Genomic DNA, 20555 nt, shown 5'->3' with positions numbered 1-20555 from the left:
AGAATATTGTTAATGCCCGTTAACAAAAAGGGAAATAAGTGAAGACATCACATGTCAGATTTTAGACATGAGACTTTAAGCGTAAGAATGTGAATAGTGAATTTTGCTTCGCAAGTGAATGGTGAATTTAGTTGTAAGAAACAAGAACCAAGAATCAAGATGCCAGACCTCAGATAGATATGAACTCAATAACCAGCAACAAGCAACCAGCAACACTCTCAAACCCTAAAACGCTCCGACTCTCAAACTCTCTAACATGTACCTTAACTCTCCGGTCTTGTACTATAGAAATTAGGAAAACGCATCTGTACCGTAGTTCCCTGGTTTTCGTGAGAACTTACGATCAGTTCACCCTGGTGCATCCTTACGATGTTTCTTGCCAGTGGAAGTCCGATTCCGTAGCCTTCGTAGTTTTTGGTATTGGACGCTCTGAAAAACGGATCGTAGATTTTGTTCATCTCCACCTCCGGAATTCCGATCCCGAAATCTTTTACAATGATATAAACATCGGTATCTGAGGCGCCCAGTGAAACTTTCACCTGCTGGAAATTAGAATATTTACAGCCGTTGTTAATGATATTGGCTACCGCAAGATGCAGCAGCTGCTCGTTACCCTGAACTTTTAATTTTTTAGGATTATCCGGAAGCATACTGATATCCAGGTAGATATTATTTCTGGAATCAATTTTTCTGAGTGTTTCAATCACATCCCAAAGCAGCTGATCGATCCTTACCTTGTCCATTTTCTGGATCTTTCCGTCGAAACCGGTTTGAGCGATCATCAACAAGGCTTTGATCTTTTTATCCAGCTTTTCAGCTTCGTCGAGAATGATTTCTAAGGTATCCTTATATTCATCTGCCGTCCTGTTGATCGAAAGAGCCACATCCGCTTCACCCATAATCGATGTCAGAGGCGTTCTCAGTTCATGAGAGACGTTTCCGATCAGATGATTCTGGGTTTCAAATGAAGTTTCAATACGGTTCAGCATTCCGTTGAACGTATCTACCAGCTCATTCAGTTCTTTATTGTCGGGCTGAGCTTCTAATCTAAGGTGAAGGTTTTCGGAACTGATTTCTTTTACCTTACCAGTAATTTTAAGAATCGGTCTGAATAAAGTTTTAGACAGATAAAAAGAAAAGATCATACTGAAGAACAGGGAAAGAACGATACAGGTGATCAGCGTTCTTTTTAAAAATCCAAGATAATAGATTACGTAATGGTTTTTTGCAGAAGCAATGGCGATATAATCTTTATCATCATATCTAAAGGTCTGTCCGATATAGTAGAATTCTTTATCATTATAATTGGACTCCCCTTTTCTGACAATACTTTTGAAAAAATAATCCGGAATATGAACTTCCTGTGATATTTTTTTGAAATTGGAATCTGCAGGAACCGCGAAAACATAATCTCTTTCCATCGGAAGCTCCTCATCGTTCAGACTGTTGAGGATATAGTTTTCGGGAAGATCAAGATGGTCTTTGCTTTTTTCAATCTGAACAATCGTCGTTGTACGGATCTTAAGCAGTTCATAAAACCTCTGATGGGAAAAGTTGACAATCGAAAAATAAACCAACCCACTGAAAAGCAGAATGATGGCAGTAAATACCAGCATTAAAAGCACCATCGTTTTGGTCTGATTTGTAACAACTTTATTAAACATCCATTAAGATTTTTTCAGTACATATCCCATTCCTATTACCGTATGAATCAGTTTATTATCATCGTGACTGTCCAGTTTTTTTCTTAAATAATTCACGTAAACATCTACCACATTGGTTCCCAGCTCATAATTAACGCCCCAAACCGCATCCAGAATCTCAGCTCTGGAAATTACTTTTTCAGGATTATTCAGGAAATACAGCAGAAGTTTATATTCAGTAGACGTTAGTGAAATCTCATCTCCCGCGCGCGTCACTTTCTTCGTATAATCATTAACCATCAGGTCAGAAAACTGAAAAACGTGCTCATTGTCCGGCTCCGGTTCGGCAATTTCCTGAGGACTTACTCCGTTGCTTCTTCTTAACAGAGATTTTACCCTCGCCACCAGTTCAATAAATTTAAAAGGCTTCACCAGATAATCATCTCCTCCGCTTTCCAGTCCAAGAACAATATTCTCAGAAGTTCCCAGTGCGGTCAAAAACAAAATCGGAACATGCTGATTGGTTTTCCTGATCTCTTTGCAGACATCCAGACCATTCATTTCCGGCAGCATAATATCCAGAACCACCAGATCGAAATCGTTGGCCTGTACCAGCTGTACACCGGTACGACCGTCAAAAGCCACGGAAATTTCATAGCCGCTTTCCTGAAGTCCTTTCTTTATAAAAGAGACAACGCTGGTTTCGTCTTCGATGAGGATAATCTTTTTCATTGAAATAAGGAATTTCACAAAAATAGGGAAAAAGAGCGAATATGAGGAATCGGCTTCACTTGCAGAAGAAAAATTTCAATAACAATTTTCAGTGAATTGATCCGGGAGTTGACCAAAGCTATATAGAATAATATTAACTTTGCTTTTCATCTCTTAAACGAAGGAACATAATTTAGGTTAAATTGCAAACACTATGAATGATTTTTTAATAGGTATCGGTAAAAGATTGAAGGATATCAGAAAAAAGAATAATTTAACCATCAACGAACTGGCTTCCAAAGCCAATGTAAGCAACGGCCTTGTGTCCAGGATCGAGAACGGAAGAACCATTCCTTCACTTCCTGTGCTGTTGGATATGATCCAGTCTCTGGAAATCGATGCCAGCTATTTCTTTGAAGGCGTAGAGAAAAAATCCAGCGCCAAATTCATTTATCTTCCCAAAGACAGCCAGCAGGTTATCGAAAAAGAAGTGGAAGCGGAAGGATTCAAGTATATGCATATCTTCAGTAAAAGCCTGCACTCTTTAGGCTTTGAAGCCGTATTACTGACGATTGAACCCAATTCTAAAAGGGAAAAAGTGATCACTGATGCCTGGGAATTTAAATACATCCTGAAAGGCGAAGTAAAATACATCATCGATAATGAAGAAATCATCTTAAAAGAAGGAGACTCTCTTTATTTTAACGGAAAATTTCCACACGTTCCGGTAAGCATCAGCGATGAAAGCTGTATTATGCTTGTTCTTTACTTTTATACTGCCTAAAATTCATTATTTTCAAACCTTATTACCCGTGTAAAGGTTTTGAACCTTGACACGGGTAACACGTAGAAACGTTCCGTTTTCAGGTTCACATTTTCGTAAGCTGTCTTATTTATTTAGACGAAAAGTTTACAAATAGTAAAATTTATAATTTTCTGTTTACCTCTAAAATTAACGTTATGTTAACCCACAGGACTATCTCTGTCTAAAATTCTCATTCAGGAAACATTTCATCAATTAAACTAAAACGCCCTGTAATAAAGATATTTAAGGACTAATTATCACTTTATTTTTCATTTTCAAAAAGGTGAATACAGTAAAATATAAGTAACAAATTGGCCTGATTTGTTAAATAATACTTAATACAAAATATTTATATATATTAAAATTATTAGCTTGATTTGCAGTGAAAATTTAATATATGTAAAAATGAGGACCCAATTAGAGAAATTACTTACCCTTGCTTTTGTCTGTTTGATCTTTTTTGTGTCAGCGCAGAAGCAGTTAATTATAGGAACTGTTTTTGACGACAGCCAACCCCTTCCCGGCGCGTCGGTCAAAATAAAAGGTTTATCAAAAAATACCGCTACAGATATTGATGGAAAATTCACGGTGAATGATATCAAAGAAGGGCAGTATAATTTACAGATAAGCTACATCGGTTATGAAACAGCAGACATTACTATAGATGTGAAATCCGGAGAAACGATAGATTTAGGTGCTGTCAAATTATCCCAACAGAGAAAGAACATTGACGAAGTTGTGGTAACCGGAACTTTGAAGAATACAGAAGCAAGAGCTCTAAACCTTCAGAAAAACGCGGTGAATATTACCAATGTCATCGCCTCAGACGGAATCGGAAAGCTTCCGGACAGAAATGCAGCAGAAACCGTTCAGCGTGTTCAGGGTGTTTCCATCGAGAGAGACCAGGGCGAAGGAAGATTTGTTTCCTTAAGAGGACTTCCGCCGTTTTGGGCATCGACAACCATTAACGGCAACAGGTTACCTACTGCAGAGGAAGAAACCACTTCCAGGGCAACCGCATTTGACTTCTTCCCTACCGAACTGATCTCCTATGTTCATGTGAATAAGTCGTTTACCCCTGATATGGAAGCAGACGGAATCGGAGGTGGAGTCAATTTTATCACGAAAACCCCGCCCATGAAAACAGAGTTCAAAGCGACCCTTGGAAGCGGTTACAATGCAAAAGCTGACAAAGGGGTTTACAACCTTGGACTTCTTTACGGAGGACGAACGAAGGATAAAAAATTCGGATACCTTTTCAATGTGGCGCACTTTATCAGAAACTGGTCTACAGATAATTTTGAGGCGAGAAGAAGTGGTGACGAAGGTGTTTTCCGAATGGAGCTCCGCGACTACAACGGGGTCAGAAAAACAACGGGTGTGAATGCAGCTTTTGAATACGTCCTTTCTCCAAAAAACACATTCTATGTAAAAGGAATGTACGGAACACTTTCGGATGATGAAACGCATTACAAGCACAGAATCAGATTTGATAAATTCAGCTCTGCGAACAATACGGCAAGAGTGGAACTTCAGAATATCCACAACTTACTGATCACCGAACTTACTTCTATATCTTTGGGTGGAGTTCATACTTTAAATAAAGGAAAAATCGACTGGGATCTATCCTATTATGACAACCGTTTTAAGTACGGGAACATTCCCGACAAACAGAACAATTCTTATTATGTGATTAAATACACTCAATCCGGAGTAGGTATTAATCCTGATTATATTTCCAACCACGGAAGCGGACCTAGAGCTTACTGGAAAGCAGATGGCGGAAAATTAGACTATAAAAATCCGGATGCTTTATTTGGGTTCTACAGTGATCCGGGCTATAAAATGGATGCCTCACAGATGAGATTTACAGACCTTGAATTCTATAAAGTTTTTGTTGAGGAAAAAGATAAAATCGTAGCAGCATTTAATCATGAGATCAATGCATCAGATAAGCTGACTTTAAAATACGGATTCAAATACAGAGACAAAGAAAGAAACGCCAGATTCTCGGATATTTTCTATAACTGGAACGGCGGAACAGCTCCTCTACTATCTGATTACGCTCCCTACATCACCACACAGGCGAACGGACCGAAATATTTAAGTGAAATGAATACCCATATCGGGAATACTTTCGGACCGGTGCTTTCTACCACAGGTATGGATCAGTTCTGGATCCAGAACCAGGGAAATCTGAAGATCAACCCTACTGATTCTGAAGCTTTAGAATACAACAAAGCATTGGGAAGAAACTTCGATGTTTTTGAGAAACATGCCGATGCTTACGGAATGGGAACGTATAAACTGAGTGACAAGATCACGATTTTAGGAGGAATCAGATTATCCAATACCAATACAAGAGTAAAAGGATACAATGTGGTTGAAGATGTTCTGACACCGGTTGAGCACACCAAAAAATACCTGGCCGTTCTTCCGATGCTCCACATCAAATATGCTTTGAACGATAAAACCAACCTTCGTTTTGCAGCAACCAGAACGTTTTCAAGACCGAACTTCGGGGATATTACACCGGGCGGTACGTACAGTGAGGCAGACAATGAATTTAAAGGTGGAAACCCAAACCTTAATCCAACGTATTCACTGAATTTCGACCTGATGGGAGAATATTATTTCTCCAATGTCGGAATCGTAAGCGGAGGGGTTTTCTATAAATCCATCACCGACCCAATTTTCCAGGATTCTTTCATCGGAAATTATAATGGAATGACCGGTGTACAGTTTACCGCACCGAATAACGGAAATGCAGCATGGCTGGGCGGTGTTGAACTTGGAATCAACAGAAGATTCGACTTTTTACCAGGCTTTCTTCAGTATTTCGGAACACAGCTGAATGCGACGTTCATGACTTCAGAAATGGAAAAACCAAGCGGAAGAAAAGTAGCGCTTCCTTATCAGGCCAAGCAATTGTATAACGTTCAGGTTTTCTTTGAGAAAAAAGGATTCAATGCAAGACTGGCTTATAATTACAAAGGAAAATACGCCGTAGAATATGCGGAAGACGACATTAATGATTCTTATTACGGGAAATACAGCAGCTTAGATTTCGGAGGATCCTACCAGTTCACAAAACACCTGATGCTGTATGCCGATGTAAACAACATCCTGAACAAACCTTTGATCTATCATTTCGGAAAGAATGAAGACCGTCCTGAACAGGTAGAATATTACGGCGTACGATGTAACCTTGGAATAAAACTGAACTTCTAAACCATATCAATGGCACAAAGTATCAATAAAAAAACATTAGTAACACTGAAGGCTGCCCTGGCTGCTTTCGGTGTTTACTTCTGCATGTACGGTTTCAGAAAACCTTTTACGGTAGCCTCTTTTGAAGGACTCGCCTATTTCGGGGTTGATTATAAAATCCTGATCATCATTGCTCAGGCGGTGGGGTATTTCATTTCGAAATTCATCGGTATCAAATTTATTTCAGAGCTGAAACCTGAAAAAAGGATCGTCTATTTACTGGCGTTCATTGGAGTGGCAGAACTTGCTTTACTGGGATTTGCAGCCGTTCCTGCTCCTTACAACATCGCCTTTATGTTTATCAATGGGATTCCGCTGGGAATGATCTGGGGAATTGTATTCTCTTATATTGAAGGCCGGAAAACGACAGAAATCATCGGGCTTTTCCTGTGCACAAGCTTTGTGGTTTCTTCAGGATTTACAAAATCAGTTGGGAAGTCTATCATGGATACTTTCCCTGTTTCGGAATTCTGGATGCCGTTCTGCACCGGATTGGTTTTCATTATTCCCCTGATTATTTTCGCTCTTCTTTTAGAGAGAATTCCAAAACCTACGGAAGAAGATATTTTGCTTAAAAACAAAAGACAGCCTTTGGACCGGGCAGAAAGAAAGGCACTGATCCGTAGGTTTTTCATTCCGGTTGTGTGTATTATTTTCCTGTATGTCTGTTTAACCGTGTTAAGGGATTTCAGGGATAATTTCAACCGTGAGATCTGGGATGGCCTGCATTTTAGCTTTGACAGTTCCATTTTCACGCTCACAGAAATTCCGATTGCGATCATGGTGCTTCTCATCTTAAGCTTTATGGTCAGGGTGAAAAACAATAAAAAAGCGTTTGCCTACTATCATTACATTCTTTTTGGAGGCATTCTTACGGTAGGATTATCAACGTATCTGTTTCAGAATGCTGCATTATCTCCTTTTCTGTGGATGGTGATCTCAGGCTTTGGTATGTACATCTGTTATATTCCTTTCAACGGAATTTATTTTGACCGGATGATCGCTGCTTTTGACATCAAAGGAAATGTAGGGTTTCTGATTTATACCGTAGACTCTTTCGGTTACCTGGGAAGTGTACTGATCCTGCTGTACAAGAACTTCGGTTCTGCGCAGACTTCGTGGCTTAATTTTTATATTCATTTAAATTATATTATTACAGCCGCCGTTCTTATTCTTTCGGTTACAGCTTTTTTAGCTTTCAAAAAAAAGGCAAAACCGAATTCAAATTCTAATCAATTCATCAATTTCGATCCGTCGAAGTTTTATAAATTAAAATAACAATGACAGCAAAATTTGATTTAATCGTTGTGGGAGGAGGAATTCTGGGAACATTCCACGCCTATCATGCTCTAAAAAGAGGTCTTAAGGTCGCTATACTGGAAAGGAATTCTGTTCCTCAGGGCGCAACGGTGAGAAATTTCGGACAGGTAGTTCCCTCCGGAATGGATCTTACATGGCAGAACTACGGAAGAGAAAGTCTGGCCATCTATAACGAACTTCACGCTCAGGCAGATCTTACCATAAGAAAAAACGGTTCCGTATATATTGCTTCAAATGATGAGGAAATTCAGCTGATTGAAGAGCTACATGAAATCAACAGAAATAATGATTACGAATCCGTTCTGTTATCTAAAAACGACTGCATTAAGAAATTTGACGGTCTCCGTTCGGATTACTGCAAAGGAGGACTTTTTTTTCCGCAGGAACTTTCGGTAGATTCTGCTGATATGATCGTCAAGCTTCACAAGCTGTTGCAGGAAAAGCTGGGACTTCAGATCTTCTATAATACCACGATTATTGAAACAGGTGAAAACGGACAGAACTGCGTCGCCATAAGTGCAGACGGAACAGAATTTACAGCATCGAAGATTATTATCTGTGGTGGTCATGAATTCAAAACATTATACCCTAAAGTATTTGATGAAAGCGATTTGGAGGTGAGTAAGCTGCAGATGCTTCAGACAAAGCCACAGGGCATTTATTCGCTTCCGGGAAATATTCTTACCGGACTTTCCATCAGAAGATATGAATCGTTCAGTGAATGTGCGTCTTTTGAGAAAATCAAGGCATCAGAAGATCCGAAATCTTTTGAAAAGAAGTACGGGGTTCATATTTTATTCAAGCAGGCACTTGACGGATCTATTATTCTGGGCGACTCCCACGAATATGCAGATGCCAAAAATGCCGATGATCTTGGGTACGATCTGAATATGGAAATCGACGAATTCATGATTCACGAAGCCAAAAAAATTATAGACCTTCCTACCTATGAAATTCAGAGGAGATGGTTCGGGATCTATTCCCAGTGCAAGACCAAAGATATTTTTGAACACAATCCTTCCCCGAATATCTACATCGTAACTGGGATCGGAGGCAAAGGAATGACGGGAAGCGGAGGCTTTTCCAAATTTAATATAGATAAAATTTACGCATAAATTTCAATGAAGAATATAGAATTACTGGTTCTGGATATGGCCGGAACAACGATTGACGAAGACAATGTAGTGTACAAAACTTTAACGCAGGCTGTGAATAATCATGGCTATCATGTGACTTTAGAAAAGGTGCTTTCAAGCTGTGCAGGAATGGAAAAGCTGGAAGCCATCACCAGTTTGCTGAAGGAAATCGGGGGCAATGAAGAAGATGCTGCCGTTATTTTCCAAAACTTTTCGGAACAGTTAAAAGAAGCTTACCAAAAACTGGAATTGAAGCCTATCAACGGGACCGAAAACTTTCTTTTAAAGATGAAAGCTCAGCATAAAAAAGTGGTTCTCAATACCGGTTATACTTCCGAGATTGCCCACCAGCTTTTAGATAAATTACAATGGAAAGAAAACATCCACTTCGATGCGCTGATCACCGCTGACGATGTTTCAGAAAGCCGCCCGAGCCCTGATATGATCAATCTTGCGATGAAAAAATTCAATATCACTGAACCCGAAAAGGTTTTAAAAGCAGGTGATTCTGTGATCGATATTGAAGAAGGGAAGAATGCAGGCTGCGGACTAACGATTGCGGTTCTTTCCGGAGCACAAAGCAGGACAGAGCTGGAGAAGGCACATCCTGATTATATTTTTAATACAATTTCTGAGGCTGAAGATATACTTTAACTCTTCTTTCAAATTATACTTATTTTTTTCAGCCTCATTTTTTTAGATTTAAACACTAATGGCACGAATAGATTCAAAAATGTTCACAAATAATGTATCGTGTCATTCGTGAAAAAAATGAGTGTCATTTGTGTTTAAAATTCTGAATATCTACTTATCAACACATTAACTGAATTATGCTTCGTTTTTCAGTCTCATTTTATTTTAAAATATAATCTGAATAAATATTTTGCTTTTAAATTTTTAAAACATTAAGAAGTTAAGTTTATTGGGTAAAAAAAGAAGAATTAAGAATTTGCCGCTGGCAAAATGAAGCAGCAGCCTTAATGAAATATCGGAGATATTCTTAATAAGGCTTTAAACTCAATGTTATGAATCTCTTAATGCCTTAATGTTTGATTTTTTACAGATTAAAACAGGCTTATTAAACACTAATGGCACCAATATTTTTCACAAATAACACCACTTTATGATTCGTGGAAATTCGTGAAGGTATTTGTGCTGTTTGTGTTTAAAAACCATAAACATTTAGTTATCAATTTCTTAACCTTAAGTTTACACATGTTTACAAATAGTAAATTAATTTTACAATAGTTAAAAATAAAATTACTATTTGTAAACATTTCTTTTCAAAACCCTTTATCCCCATGAAAACAAAACTATTCTCAATGGCCGTTCTTATGAGCTGTTTCTTTGAAGCTCAGACCAAGAAAGTTCTATTTATCGGTATCGACGGATGCCGCGCAGATGTGATGATGTCCAGCAACATCCCGAACATCCAAAACCTTGTTAATCAATCCATTTACTCCCTTGATGGTCTGTGCGCCGCCACTACATGGAGCGGAAACGGCTGGAGCACCATGCTTACCGGTGTATGGCACACAAAACACAATGTTCAGGACAACAATTTCACAAGCCCCAACTACGTGAACTACCCTGACTTTTTAACAAGAGCAGAAACTTATAACCCGAACTTAAGAACGATGTCCCTGGTTAACTGGGCGCCACTTAATGACAAGATTGTAAAGACTGCTGATGTAAAAAGCAATCTTGGATCTGACCTTGCTGTGAAAAATGCCGCAGTCAGTGCCATGCAGAATGACAATCCTGATATTCTTTTTGTAGATTTTGACGATGTAGATCACGCCGGACATTCTTACGGATTTGCAGGTACGGTTCCTCAGTATGTGTCTTCAATTCAGACTACGGACACCTATATCGGAGAGATTGTGAGTGCGATGAAGAGCAGACCAACTTACAGCAATGAAGACTGGCTGGTGGTTTTAACAACCGATCACGGGGCCATCCAAAGTTCTCACGGTGGCGGAAACCTTTCTGAGCGAAATATCTTTAATATCTATTCCAACCCTGGATTTACGCCTCAGCAGATCAGTAAAACCATTCTGGAATCCAATAAAACGTTTAATCAGCTTAGCTTTCCGGCGGGTACATATGCGAAACCGGCTAATCAAACTCCGTTTAATTTTGGGGCCAATCAGGATTTTACGGTTGAATTCTGGGTAAAACCGAATACAGCCTATTCAAGCGATCCGGTGATGATGAGTAACAAAAATTGGGCGAACGGAAGAAATAAAGGTTTTGTAATCTCCGGAAGCTCGGGACAAAATTTCAAAATGAATATCGGTGACGGAACCAACAGAATTGACCTGACCGGTGGAAAAGTAGAAACAGGAAAATGGAAACATATTGCCGTAAGCTTCGACAGGGATGGTCTTGTAACCTTGTACGAAGACGGTGTTCCGGTAACTTTTGCTAAAATGAATACGATCGGAAATATAGATTCCGGGCTGCCGTTTACCATCAATCAGGACGGAACAAATGTCTACGGTGAAAATCTTGCTGCCTCCTATAAAGATATCAGAGTCTGGAAATCTGCTCTTCCGAATGATGTGATCGTTAACTGGGCGAACCAGGATATTACTTCTTCGCATCCTTATTACGCGCAGTTACTGGCAGACTGGAAATGTAACGGAACATCAGGAAACACACTGACCGATTCAAGTCCGAATGCCAATAATCTTGCCGTAACCGGATCTCCGGCTTATGCTGCAGGGACTACCAACGTATTTAAAATGTATGATTATACCTCAACAACGAGAGAAACGGATCATTTCCCTACGGTTCTGAACTGGATGTGTATTCCGGTACAGTCATCATGGGGAATCGATGGGGTGAACCGTATTCCGGTATGCTCTAACGGAGCTCTGGCTGTACAGGATACTAAGACAAAAACGGATGATTTCAGACTTTATCCGAATCCTGCTTCAGAAAGCATCAACATCCAGTATCAGTCTGATGATAAGGAAATTAAAGCAGAAATCATTGATGCTAAGGGAGCACTTATTTCAACAACCTCTCTAAAATCATCCAACGGATCTTACAACGAAAAAATAAGCATTCAGGGTCTTCCCACAGGAATGTATTTTATGAAAATGAATGGAAGCAAAAAGTCGCTGACGAAGACTTTCATTAAGAAATAGGAGAAGATGGGAAGCCTGAAGCTCGAAGATGGAAGTAATCTTAGCCTAAAGCCAGAATTGCAGTGGGTTTTAATCACTTTTTATGGAAACTGTTGAGATGAATGCCTAACAGCAACTTCCATCCTCCCTCTTCCGGCTTCCTAACTCTACCAACGCATTAGATTTAATTTTTTTGATATTAGAACAAGGATTTTTATGTCCGGGTTCTAATATCTTTTTTTTTGCTTAATCATTGAATGTCAATAGCATTTGGGTATCACAACGGTCATAGGCTGAATCTGAAATGGGCATATGTTTGAACCCCAGTTTTTCGTACAGCTTAATCGCAGGAACCAGCACGGAATTTGTTTCCAGGAAAATACTTTCTGCTTTGAGTTCTCTTGCTTTATCCAATAAGGCCTGCCCTACCAGATAGCCTATTTTCTTCCCCTGCGCTTTAGGGCTTACCGCCATCTTTGAGAGTTCAAATCTAAGCGGCTCATCAGACATTTTCACCAGTGCACAGGTTCCTACCGCTTCATGATCCAAAAGCGCAAAGACAATATGCCCTCCTTTATCTATAATATGTTCTTCGGGATTGTCCAGCAGTTTATAGTCGCCGGCTTCCATGGTAAAGAATGTTTTGATCCATTCTTCATTTAATGTTTTAAAAGCTTCTTTGTATTGAGGCTCATAGTTGATAATGGTTACTTCATTATTCATTTCATTCATCGCTATAGGGTTTAATTGATCGTATTATTTATATTTTCAGATTTCTCAGATGGCACAGATTTTAATGCATGTTTTTAAATAGAAATCTCTGATTTTTTCTAAACTTTAGTGCACTTTTATGCTCTATAATTTTACTTAAAATAACTAAAGTGTTTAAAACTTTTGTCACTTTTGTGGTTAATGATTTTTTAACCACGGATTGCACAGATTTTCACAGATGATAATGTATATTTTTTTTGAAACATTAAGATCAGTGAAGGAGATAAGAATAGTTAAGAGAAAATCTAAAGATTTTTTAAGCTGCAATCCTTAAAGCGAAGCTCTCTTAATGATCTTAAAATCTTAATTCCACTTAATGGTTTAAATCATATCCATAAAAATCTCTGACTTTTTTAATCTTATGTGTTCTTTTTATCCGCAATGCATTTTACTTAAAACAACTAAAGTGTTTAAAACTTTTGTCACTTTTGTGGTTATTATAATCCTGTAATCGGAAATTAAATTCTCTTTTTTACCATTTTGGCTAATTTCTCCAGATCGCTCTCCACTCTATCTGTCCATTCCAGAGCATAATTCAGGCGCATACAGTTCTGGTACTGATTGTATTGCGAAAACATTCTTCCGGGAGCAAAATTGATTTTCTGACTCATCGCTTCATCAAACAAATCTTCCGTACAGATCTTTTTATCAAGTTCCAGCCACAGCATAAAGCCGCCTTTTGGTTCTGATATTTTGGTATTATCGGGAAAATATTCTGTCACCGACTTCTGGATCTGGAGATAATTCGCGTATAGTTTTTTTCTGAATGTTCTCAGATGATGGTCGTACCGTCCGTGCTCGAGAAAATCTGCAATGACATCCGGATAGATGGACGGGCTGCATACCGTCTGCACCAGCTTCTGCCGGATCACCTGCTCTTTAAATTTTCCCGGAGCCACCCACCCCACGCGATAACCCGGAGCCAGCGTTTTGGAAACCGATCCTATCCACATCACCAATCCGGCTTCATCATAGAATTTACATGGTTTTGGCCTTTCTGCTCCAAAATACAGGTTCCCGTAAATATCGTCTTCGATCAACGGAACATTATATTCCGTGATCAGCTTTACCAGCTCTTTTTTATTGTCATCGGGCATCTGGAAACCTAACGGATTATTGAAATTCGTTACAAAACAACATGCCGAAAGCGTAGGAATCACTTTTTTCAGCGCCTCCAGATCTACTCCGTAAATAGGATGGGTAGGAATTTCCACCACCTTCAGTCCCAACTGCTGAATAGCCTGAAGAACCCCGAAATAAACCGGACTTTCCACGGCTACGGAATCTCCAGGTTTCGTTACCGCCATCAGACAGGTATACACGGCATTCATCGCTCCTGAGGTGATCACCAGGTCATCTTCCGAGATCTTCCCTTCCAGTACCAGAGCCCATTTCGCCGATTCTCTGCGCAGATATTCATTTCCCTGTACCGGTTCGTAATCTGTTCCGCTGTCAGCCTTTCTGTTAATGACATTAATCATCGATTTCTTCAGTTTGGCCAAAGGAAGAAAGCTTTTCCCCGGAATACCTAAAGCAAACTGGGTCACATCCGTCCCGTCAATGGTTCCGAACACTTTATCGATAAGAACCTCAGCTGTATTTTCTCTCTCTGCCATTTTCATAGGGGCCACAGAAGGCAGGGCCAGTTTTCGTTGAGAACTCTGGCTCACAAAATAGCCATACTTTGGGCGTGATTCTACCAGCGAACGGCTTTCCAGCTCCATATAGGCCTGCTTCACGGTATTCAGACTGACATTATAAAGTTTTTGGGCACTTCTGAGCGAGGGCAATCTGTCACCAAACTGCAGGGTATCACTTTTGATCTGCTCTGTGACAGATTTTGCTATTTTAAGGTAGAGAACGTCTTTGGACATGGGATCTGGATTTTAAGTAAATGTACAAATTTCATTCAGTCTTATCCAATATTCAGCCAGCCTACCATTCTGCTGATGCTGCTTTTCAGCTGCTCCGGATCGCGGAAATTGGCGGTGTTATTTTTTTTGAAATAACTTTCTGCATGCCGGATAAAATTTCTTTTTTCAGCATCTGAAAAACGGTCCTCATAGATCTTAAAAGCAATCTCTCCTTTTTCACTGATCACCAGACTGGCAAAAGCTACCACTTCACTCTTCTTCTTAACCAAAAGAAAAGGAACACCGAAATTCTGATTCAGTTGTCTGAGGGTCTGGGTCTGTAGAAAAAGATTTTTCAGGGCCGGCATATCTGAAATATAAACTTCAGCATAAACAGGCTGATCGTGGGTTGGTCTTAAGATTTCCATACTATTCTGCTTTACTTCAACAAAATTATGACGTATTTCACCATGGATACAGATACAGAAGTTAATATTATTTTGGATACAGATTTGTAAGATGGAAGTTTTTGCTGCTATCACGAGACACTACCGGATTAACGGGAGTACCAAAAGTAATAAAACTCCCCTACAGTTATACTTGGGACCTCTGGCAACTTCCATTGATGTCTGTTATCTAACCGCCCAAAAAAAATTTAATCAGCCTAAAATTATTCCACTTTTCTTCTCAAAATTTGAGTTAACGTGTTTTACAAAAATATATATTGATAATCAATAGTTTACGAAAAAATTATTAACGATTTTTGATTGAAAAAATGGATTTAATTAACAAGTTTTTAACGCGATAAATATCCTTCCTCCCTATTTGACCTATAATTTTGCTCCCGATACAAAAATCAAAACAGCAAATGTTATGAAAAGAATTATTTTACCTATTACGATAGCAGCCTCTGCATGCATGATGCAAATGAATGCGCAGGTAGGAGTAAACACCACCACTCCGGCTGCCACTCTGGATGTTATCGCCAAAAATGCTACAGGAACCACCACCACCCCGGAAGGGATTCTGATTCCAAGGGCAGACAGACAAAGAGTACAGAGTATGACCGGCGTATCTCCTTCTACGCTGATCTATGTGAACAGTATATCGAACGGAACCCAGGCCGGAACTGCCGTCAACATAGATGCCGTTGGCTATTATTTTTATAATGGCACGGTATGGGGAAAGCTTGGCGCTGATGTTATCACCAACCTCTATACGAATAACGGAACTTTAAAGGATAACAGAACCGTAACACAAGCAGACAAAACACTTGCCTTCACAGGAACAGCTGTTAATGCTCTCTCTGTAGACGGAACTACATTCTCTGTAGATGCAGCCAATAACAGAGTCGGGATAGGAACTATTTCACCAAATAAATCACTCGATGTAGTAAGTCCGGGCACGGAGCCTTCCAGTGGCATTGCTCAATTCCTGTATACAAATCTTTCCCAGGGAATAGGAATAGGATACACCGGGATACAAAAGATAGGATCTCAAGCTAACTCATTTCTTAGTCTGGATGCAGCAGGTTCCGGAAATCTTCTACTACAGACAGTGGCCACAGGAAATGTAGGAATAGGAACAGCAACTCCACAGAAAAAACTCCATGTCAATGGAACCCTTCAGGTAACCAATGAACTCAATGTTGGGGGTGATGCTACTACAGCCGGCAGCGCAGGTACTACAGGGCAGGTACTTACTTCAGCTGGTACGGGTGCCGCACCTACATGGGCAACACCTGCAGCTTCAACCAATATTTATAATTCCGATGGTTCGCTAAACGGCAACCGTACAGTAACGCAAGCGGCTAATACACTTGCCTTCACAGGAACAGCTGTTAATGCTCTTTCTGTAGACGGAACTACATTCTCAGTAGATGCAGCCAATAACAGAGTCGGAATAGGAACCACAACTCCCAACAGCCTGCTCGATCTGGGACCGACTACTGGAAGAAAATTAGCGATTTATAACAATGCTGCTGATAATCTTTTCTATGGATTAGGATTAATTACATCAGGTGCCCTTGCTTTTTATACCGAAGCTTCAGCAACAACTGATCCACGGATGGTGTTAGATAAAAACGGTAACCTAGGAATAGGAACGATTTCGCCAAGTCGTTCACTCGATGTGGTAAGTTCTGGCGTGCAGCCTTCCACTGGTATCGCTCAATTCCGGTTTACAAATCTTACCCAGGGAGTAGGGATAGGATACACCGGGATACAAAAGATAGGAACTCTTGCTGACTCATTTCTTAGTGTAGATGCAGCCGGTTCCGGACATCTTTTATTCCAGACAATTGCCACTGGAAATGTGGGAATAGGAGTGGCTAATCCAACAGAAAAACTAGCTGTTAAAGGGAAGGTTTCAGCAATAGGGTATGAAACAGTTTCGGATATCAGATTGAAAAAAGATATTACCGATAATACTTATGGTTTAAAAGAAATATTAAACCTTCGTACCATTAATTACCGGTATAAAGATGAAGAACTGAGTAAAGAGAAAAAAATCGGTTTTATTGCCCAGGAGGTTAAAGCCACCATACCAGAGTTGGTAAATACGGCCAATGATGCAATGAAAACGCTAAGTGTCAACTATGGTGAAATGACCGTGGTGCTTACCAAAGCCTTACAGGAGCTTCAAACCATCGTTCAAAAACAACAGGAAGAAATTAATGCCTTAAAACAGCAGCTGAAACCTAAGCCTTAAACTTTTTAAGGAAAAAATATATTAAACCCCAAGCATTATGAAAAAAGTTATTTTATCAATTCTGATCATTTTCTGTGCGTATTCAGCAGAAATTGATGCTCAGGTGGGTCTCAATACAGCCAATCCGGCAGTCACACTCCATGTGACTGCCAAGGCACCCACAGGAACTACTAAAACAGCAGAAGACCTTCTCATTCCCCGCTCAGACAGGGAAAGGGCCCAAATGACCGGAGCCCCCATTTCTACCCCGGTCTATATCAACAGCATCTCTACCGGAACCGCCATGAATGCAGATGCTGAAGGCGACTATGATTACAATGGTACAGCATGGGCAAAGCTTAATTCACCAACAGCGACAAGTGTCAACCTGTACAATACCGGCGGAACCGTAACGGGTAACACAACTGGGACACAGGCTGATAAAACACTGACATTCAACGGAACAGCTGTCAATTCTTTTTCTGCAAACGGACGCATGTTTTTTATTACCGCCCCGAATGACAGAGTTGGTATAGGAACTGTCACCCCGGAAACCAAACCTGATATGGCTAGAGGAGGCTATGAAAATGAAAAAATTTAAAACACACAAACCAGTTATGCAAAAGATTATTTTACCCATTATCATGATTTTCTGCGCTTATTCAGCAGAAATGTATGGTCAGACCGGAATCAATACAGCCAACCCTGTCGCTACATTGGATGTAGTTGCTAAAGCGCCCACAGGAACCTCCAAAACGGCAGAAGGCCTTCTGGTTCCAAGAGTAGACAGAGAAAGAGCTCAGAATATGACCGGAGTAGCTACTTCTACCCTGATCTATATCAACAGTATCTCTACCGGGACCCAAACCGGAACCACCGTAAATGTAGATGCAGCAGGCTACTATTATTACAACGGAACAGCCTGGAGCAAACTCAATTCAGCAACAGCGGGAAGCGTTAACCTGTACAATACCGACGGTACCGTAACAGGCAACAGAACCGTGACGCAGGATGACAAAACTCTGGCATTCACCGGAACAGCTGTCAACGCATTCTCTGTAGATGGAACCACTTTATCCATAGATGCAGCCAATAACAGAGTAGGAATAGGAATTAATGCACCCGGTAATACCCTCCATGTGGCAAATTCGAGCACAAACCCATACAGTGGTATCGCTTCATTCATGCATTCGAACGGGATCGCTGGAGTAGGTATAGGATATGACGGGATTCAGAAAATAGGATCCAGGACTAACCTAGATTTAACTTTGGATGCAAAAGGTTCCGGAAATGTTTTACTCCAGACACAGGCCACAGGAAATGTAGGGATAGGAACTACAGACCCGCAGACCAAACTGGATATTGTAACAGCTAATGATTATGGGTGGCAGCATTCCAACGGAACAGTGAAGCTAAGATCCTATTTAGATTCATCTTCCGGATGGATAGGAACAAGCTCCTCACATAGTCTCATCTTTATGACAGGGGATCAGTTTAAAGCCCTCATTGACATCAACGGAAATATGGGAATAGGAACAAAAACCCCTGCACAAAAACTCCATGTAGTAGGAGCTGCCAGAATTTCAGGCTCTGCAGGCACCGCGACAGCCATACTGGGTAGAGACAGCAACGGGGATATTTCCAATCTTAACCTAGGTTCCGGATTATCCATTACCGGAGGAGCATTGAATGTCTCATCCGGATCTTCTTCGAACATTTACAGTTCAGACGGAACATTATCCGGAAACAGAACCGTGACACAGGCTGACAAAACTCTGGCATTCACCGGAACGGCAGCCAACGCTTTCTCTGTAGACGGATCCACTCTTTCCGTTGACGCCTGGAATGACAGAATTGGTATAGGAACTACTGCTCCACAGACCAAAATGGATATTGTAACAGGTAATGATTACGGGTGGCAGCATTCCAACGGAACAGTAAAGCTAAGATCCTATATAAGTTCATCTGGAGGATGGATAGGAACAAACACACCACATAATCTTATCTTTATGACAGGTGATCAGTTTAAAGCTATCATTGATACCAATGGAAACATGGGGATAGGAACTTCAACTCCGCAGAAAAAAATGCACGTCAACGGAGCCCTTCAGGTCACCAATGAACTGAATGTGGGAGGTAGCGATTCAGTTGCCGGAAATGCCGGAACCGATGGACAGGTACTGACGTCAAAAGGGCCGGGTACAGCCCCTGTATGGCAGAATATCTCCAGTCCATTTATCCCTAAGATCGTAGTTTCGGGCAGAACAACCTCCAATCAGACCGTAGCAGGGGGAGGCGTTTTCAGGCCTTATATCTGGCATTCCATAGCAGCTAATGATGGTAACTGGAATACCTCTACCAATACGTATACCGTACCCACATCAGGGTATTATCAGGTTTCTATGACTGCCGGTGTACAGCCTAACAAACTCAATAGTGGCACATCATGGGTTGTCAATGTAGATGGTCAGGAAATTATATTTAATGAGTTCCGAAAAGATGCAGCTTCAGTAATTCCTTTCAGAAACTCAGGAGGAACTTTTGTGCTCTATCTGAATGCTTATTCTCAAGTACAGTTTGGTTCCAACCATTGCTATGGATGTAATAATCCTGTGGAAACATATGATATCAAAGCAGGGGCCAGCTTCGCCATTCTTGCCATTGGCAATTAAAAGTCAGATAAGGAAGGCTCCCGGATTCTGATTCAGAATGATGATTCAGGGTAAATAATTATCTGACCGGCTCCTCTCCGGTCAGATGAATACCCGGAAGAAAAAACAGCTTTATTTCTCAGGACTCAGAAAATATAGTGATGTGGGTTTTCCATCCTTCGGCCCCGCCCTGAAAAGCCGGGCTGAAGGTTTCCACATCAACAGGACACTCTCAAAGAGATCCCAGTGAATGAAATACAGCTTTTTCATCTGACGAAACCGGCCACAGCATTCTCATGGCTGTTCTACAGACTTATTTTGACAGGTCGACAGTGACAGTGCGTCTGCAAAAAATAAAACAGCCAGACTCCGGGATTATAAGTTCCGGCTGGTAACAGTAACAATGTCTCTGAAGACATAGATTCTAAATAACATACAATGATGAATTGGGGAAGACTTTCACTGCATCCATTCCCTCTCCGGTGCAGTGAGGGCAACCCTGATAACAACCAATAGACAAAATGAACAGACGGATATGAATACGGTTAAGACAGTCCCGAACGCAATACTTCA

The 20555-nt window shown here is 40.5% G+C and carries 14 protein-coding genes; 9 read left to right on the top strand and 5 right to left on the bottom strand.

The window, feature by feature from the left end:
- Positions 1-263 precede the first annotated feature (263 nt).
- Together IW22_RS04980 and IW22_RS04975 are read right to left on the bottom strand one after the other, a co-directional pair.
- Complete coding sequence (locus tag IW22_RS04980; RefSeq protein WP_034724573.1) at positions 264-1664, bottom strand: sensor histidine kinase; 1401 nt, start codon at positions 1662-1664, stop codon at positions 264-266.
- Between the two features lie 3 nt (positions 1665-1667).
- Entirely contained in the window at positions 1668-2375 is a 708-nt protein-coding gene (locus tag IW22_RS04975; protein WP_034724569.1) for a response regulator transcription factor, read from the bottom strand.
- A 193-nt stretch (positions 2376-2568) separates the two neighbouring features.
- Between IW22_RS04975 and IW22_RS04970 the strand changes: the two genes are divergently transcribed.
- The 6 genes from IW22_RS04970 to IW22_RS04945 all read left to right on the top strand — a co-directional run bounded on the left by IW22_RS04970 (position 2569) and on the right by IW22_RS04945 (position 12040).
- Positions 2569-3138 (top strand): helix-turn-helix domain-containing protein, encoded by a 570-nt coding sequence (locus IW22_RS04970; protein ID WP_034724567.1) that lies wholly within the window; start codon positions 2569-2571, stop codon positions 3136-3138.
- A 426-nt stretch (positions 3139-3564) separates the two neighbouring features.
- Positions 3565-6390, top strand: a complete 2826-nt coding sequence (locus tag IW22_RS04965; protein WP_034724566.1) for a TonB-dependent receptor — start codon at positions 3565-3567, stop codon at positions 6388-6390.
- Between the two features lie 9 nt (positions 6391-6399).
- Positions 6400-7707, top strand: coding sequence for a DUF5690 family protein (locus IW22_RS04960; RefSeq protein WP_051891061.1), 1308 nt, complete (start codon positions 6400-6402; stop codon positions 7705-7707).
- A 2-nt stretch (positions 7708-7709) separates the two neighbouring features.
- A complete protein-coding gene (locus IW22_RS04955) occupies positions 7710-8864 on the top strand; it encodes a TIGR03364 family FAD-dependent oxidoreductase (RefSeq protein ID WP_034724565.1) in 1155 nt (384 codons plus the stop codon).
- Between the two features lie 6 nt (positions 8865-8870).
- Positions 8871-9539: an HAD-IA family hydrolase gene (locus IW22_RS04950; RefSeq protein WP_034724564.1), complete on the top strand. Its 669-nt coding sequence runs from the start codon at positions 8871-8873 to the stop codon at positions 9537-9539.
- A 647-nt stretch (positions 9540-10186) separates the two neighbouring features.
- On the top strand, positions 10187-12040 hold the full coding sequence (locus IW22_RS04945; RefSeq protein WP_034724563.1) for a LamG-like jellyroll fold domain-containing protein: 1854 nt from the start codon (positions 10187-10189) through the stop codon (positions 12038-12040).
- Positions 12041-12265: 225 nt separating this feature from the next.
- Here IW22_RS04945 and IW22_RS04940 read toward each other — a convergent pair whose 3' ends face one another.
- The 3 genes from IW22_RS04940 to IW22_RS04930 form a co-directional block, all read right to left on the bottom strand.
- Positions 12266-12751: a GNAT family N-acetyltransferase gene (locus IW22_RS04940; protein WP_034724561.1), complete on the bottom strand. Its 486-nt coding sequence runs from the start codon at positions 12749-12751 to the stop codon at positions 12266-12268.
- A gap of 497 nt (positions 12752-13248) precedes the next feature.
- On the bottom strand, positions 13249-14664 hold the full coding sequence (locus IW22_RS04935) for a PLP-dependent aminotransferase family protein (protein ID WP_034724559.1): 1416 nt from the start codon (positions 14662-14664) through the stop codon (positions 13249-13251).
- A gap of 41 nt (positions 14665-14705) precedes the next feature.
- Entirely contained in the window at positions 14706-15071 is a 366-nt protein-coding gene (locus IW22_RS04930) for a hypothetical protein (protein ID WP_034724557.1), read from the bottom strand.
- Between the two features lie 445 nt (positions 15072-15516).
- Between IW22_RS04930 and IW22_RS23530 the strand changes: the two genes are divergently transcribed.
- From IW22_RS23530 to IW22_RS23525, 3 genes are read left to right on the top strand one after another with little or no spacing between them, the layout of a single operon-like run.
- Positions 15517-17352 (top strand): tail fiber domain-containing protein, encoded by a 1836-nt coding sequence (locus tag IW22_RS23530; RefSeq protein WP_131401686.1) that lies wholly within the window; start codon positions 15517-15519, stop codon positions 17350-17352.
- A 37-nt stretch (positions 17353-17389) separates the two neighbouring features.
- The gene (locus IW22_RS04915; RefSeq protein ID WP_034724553.1) at positions 17390-17932 is read left to right on the top strand and encodes a hypothetical protein; all 543 of its coding nucleotides are present in this window, start codon (positions 17390-17392) and stop codon (positions 17930-17932) included.
- 16 nt (positions 17933-17948) lie between these two features.
- Positions 17949-20003 carry a hypothetical protein gene (locus tag IW22_RS23525; protein WP_131401685.1) on the top strand — a complete coding sequence of 685 codons (2055 nt, stop codon included), beginning with the start codon at positions 17949-17951 and terminating at the stop codon, positions 20001-20003.
- The last annotated feature ends 552 nt before the right edge of the window (positions 20004-20555 follow it).

This window comes from Chryseobacterium sp. JM1, from assembly GCF_000737715.1.
Taxonomy (GTDB): domain Bacteria; phylum Bacteroidota; class Bacteroidia; order Flavobacteriales; family Weeksellaceae; genus Chryseobacterium.
Note: the sequence above shows the minus strand (reverse complement) of the source record. Positions and strands in the feature narration are given on the sequence as shown.

What these genes read in the sequence shown, in the direction of transcription:
- IW22_RS04980 (WP_034724573.1), bottom strand. Translation starts at nt 1,664, where the DNA reads ATGTTTAATAAAGTTGTTACAAATCAGACCAAAACGATGGTGCTTTTA.
- IW22_RS04975 (WP_034724569.1), bottom strand. Translation starts at nt 2,375, where the DNA reads ATGAAAAAGATTATCCTCATCGAAGACGAAACCAGCGTTGTCTCTTTT.
- IW22_RS04970 (WP_034724567.1), top strand. Translation starts at nt 2,569, where the DNA reads ATGAATGATTTTTTAATAGGTATCGGTAAAAGATTGAAGGATATCAGA.
- IW22_RS04965 (WP_034724566.1), top strand. Translation starts at nt 3,565, where the DNA reads ATGAGGACCCAATTAGAGAAATTACTTACCCTTGCTTTTGTCTGTTTG.
- IW22_RS04960 (WP_051891061.1), top strand. Translation starts at nt 6,400, where the DNA reads ATGGCACAAAGTATCAATAAAAAAACATTAGTAACACTGAAGGCTGCC.
- IW22_RS04955 (WP_034724565.1), top strand. Translation starts at nt 7,710, where the DNA reads ATGACAGCAAAATTTGATTTAATCGTTGTGGGAGGAGGAATTCTGGGA.
- IW22_RS04950 (WP_034724564.1), top strand. Translation starts at nt 8,871, where the DNA reads ATGAAGAATATAGAATTACTGGTTCTGGATATGGCCGGAACAACGATT.
- IW22_RS04945 (WP_034724563.1), top strand. Translation starts at nt 10,187, where the DNA reads ATGAAAACAAAACTATTCTCAATGGCCGTTCTTATGAGCTGTTTCTTT.
- IW22_RS04940 (WP_034724561.1), bottom strand. Translation starts at nt 12,751, where the DNA reads ATGAATGAAATGAATAATGAAGTAACCATTATCAACTATGAGCCTCAA.
- IW22_RS04935 (WP_034724559.1), bottom strand. Translation starts at nt 14,664, where the DNA reads ATGTCCAAAGACGTTCTCTACCTTAAAATAGCAAAATCTGTCACAGAG.
- IW22_RS04930 (WP_034724557.1), bottom strand. Translation starts at nt 15,071, where the DNA reads ATGGAAATCTTAAGACCAACCCACGATCAGCCTGTTTATGCTGAAGTT.
- IW22_RS23530 (WP_131401686.1), top strand. Translation starts at nt 15,517, where the DNA reads ATGAAAAGAATTATTTTACCTATTACGATAGCAGCCTCTGCATGCATG.
- IW22_RS04915 (WP_034724553.1), top strand. Translation starts at nt 17,390, where the DNA reads ATGAAAAAAGTTATTTTATCAATTCTGATCATTTTCTGTGCGTATTCA.
- IW22_RS23525 (WP_131401685.1), top strand. Translation starts at nt 17,949, where the DNA reads ATGCAAAAGATTATTTTACCCATTATCATGATTTTCTGCGCTTATTCA.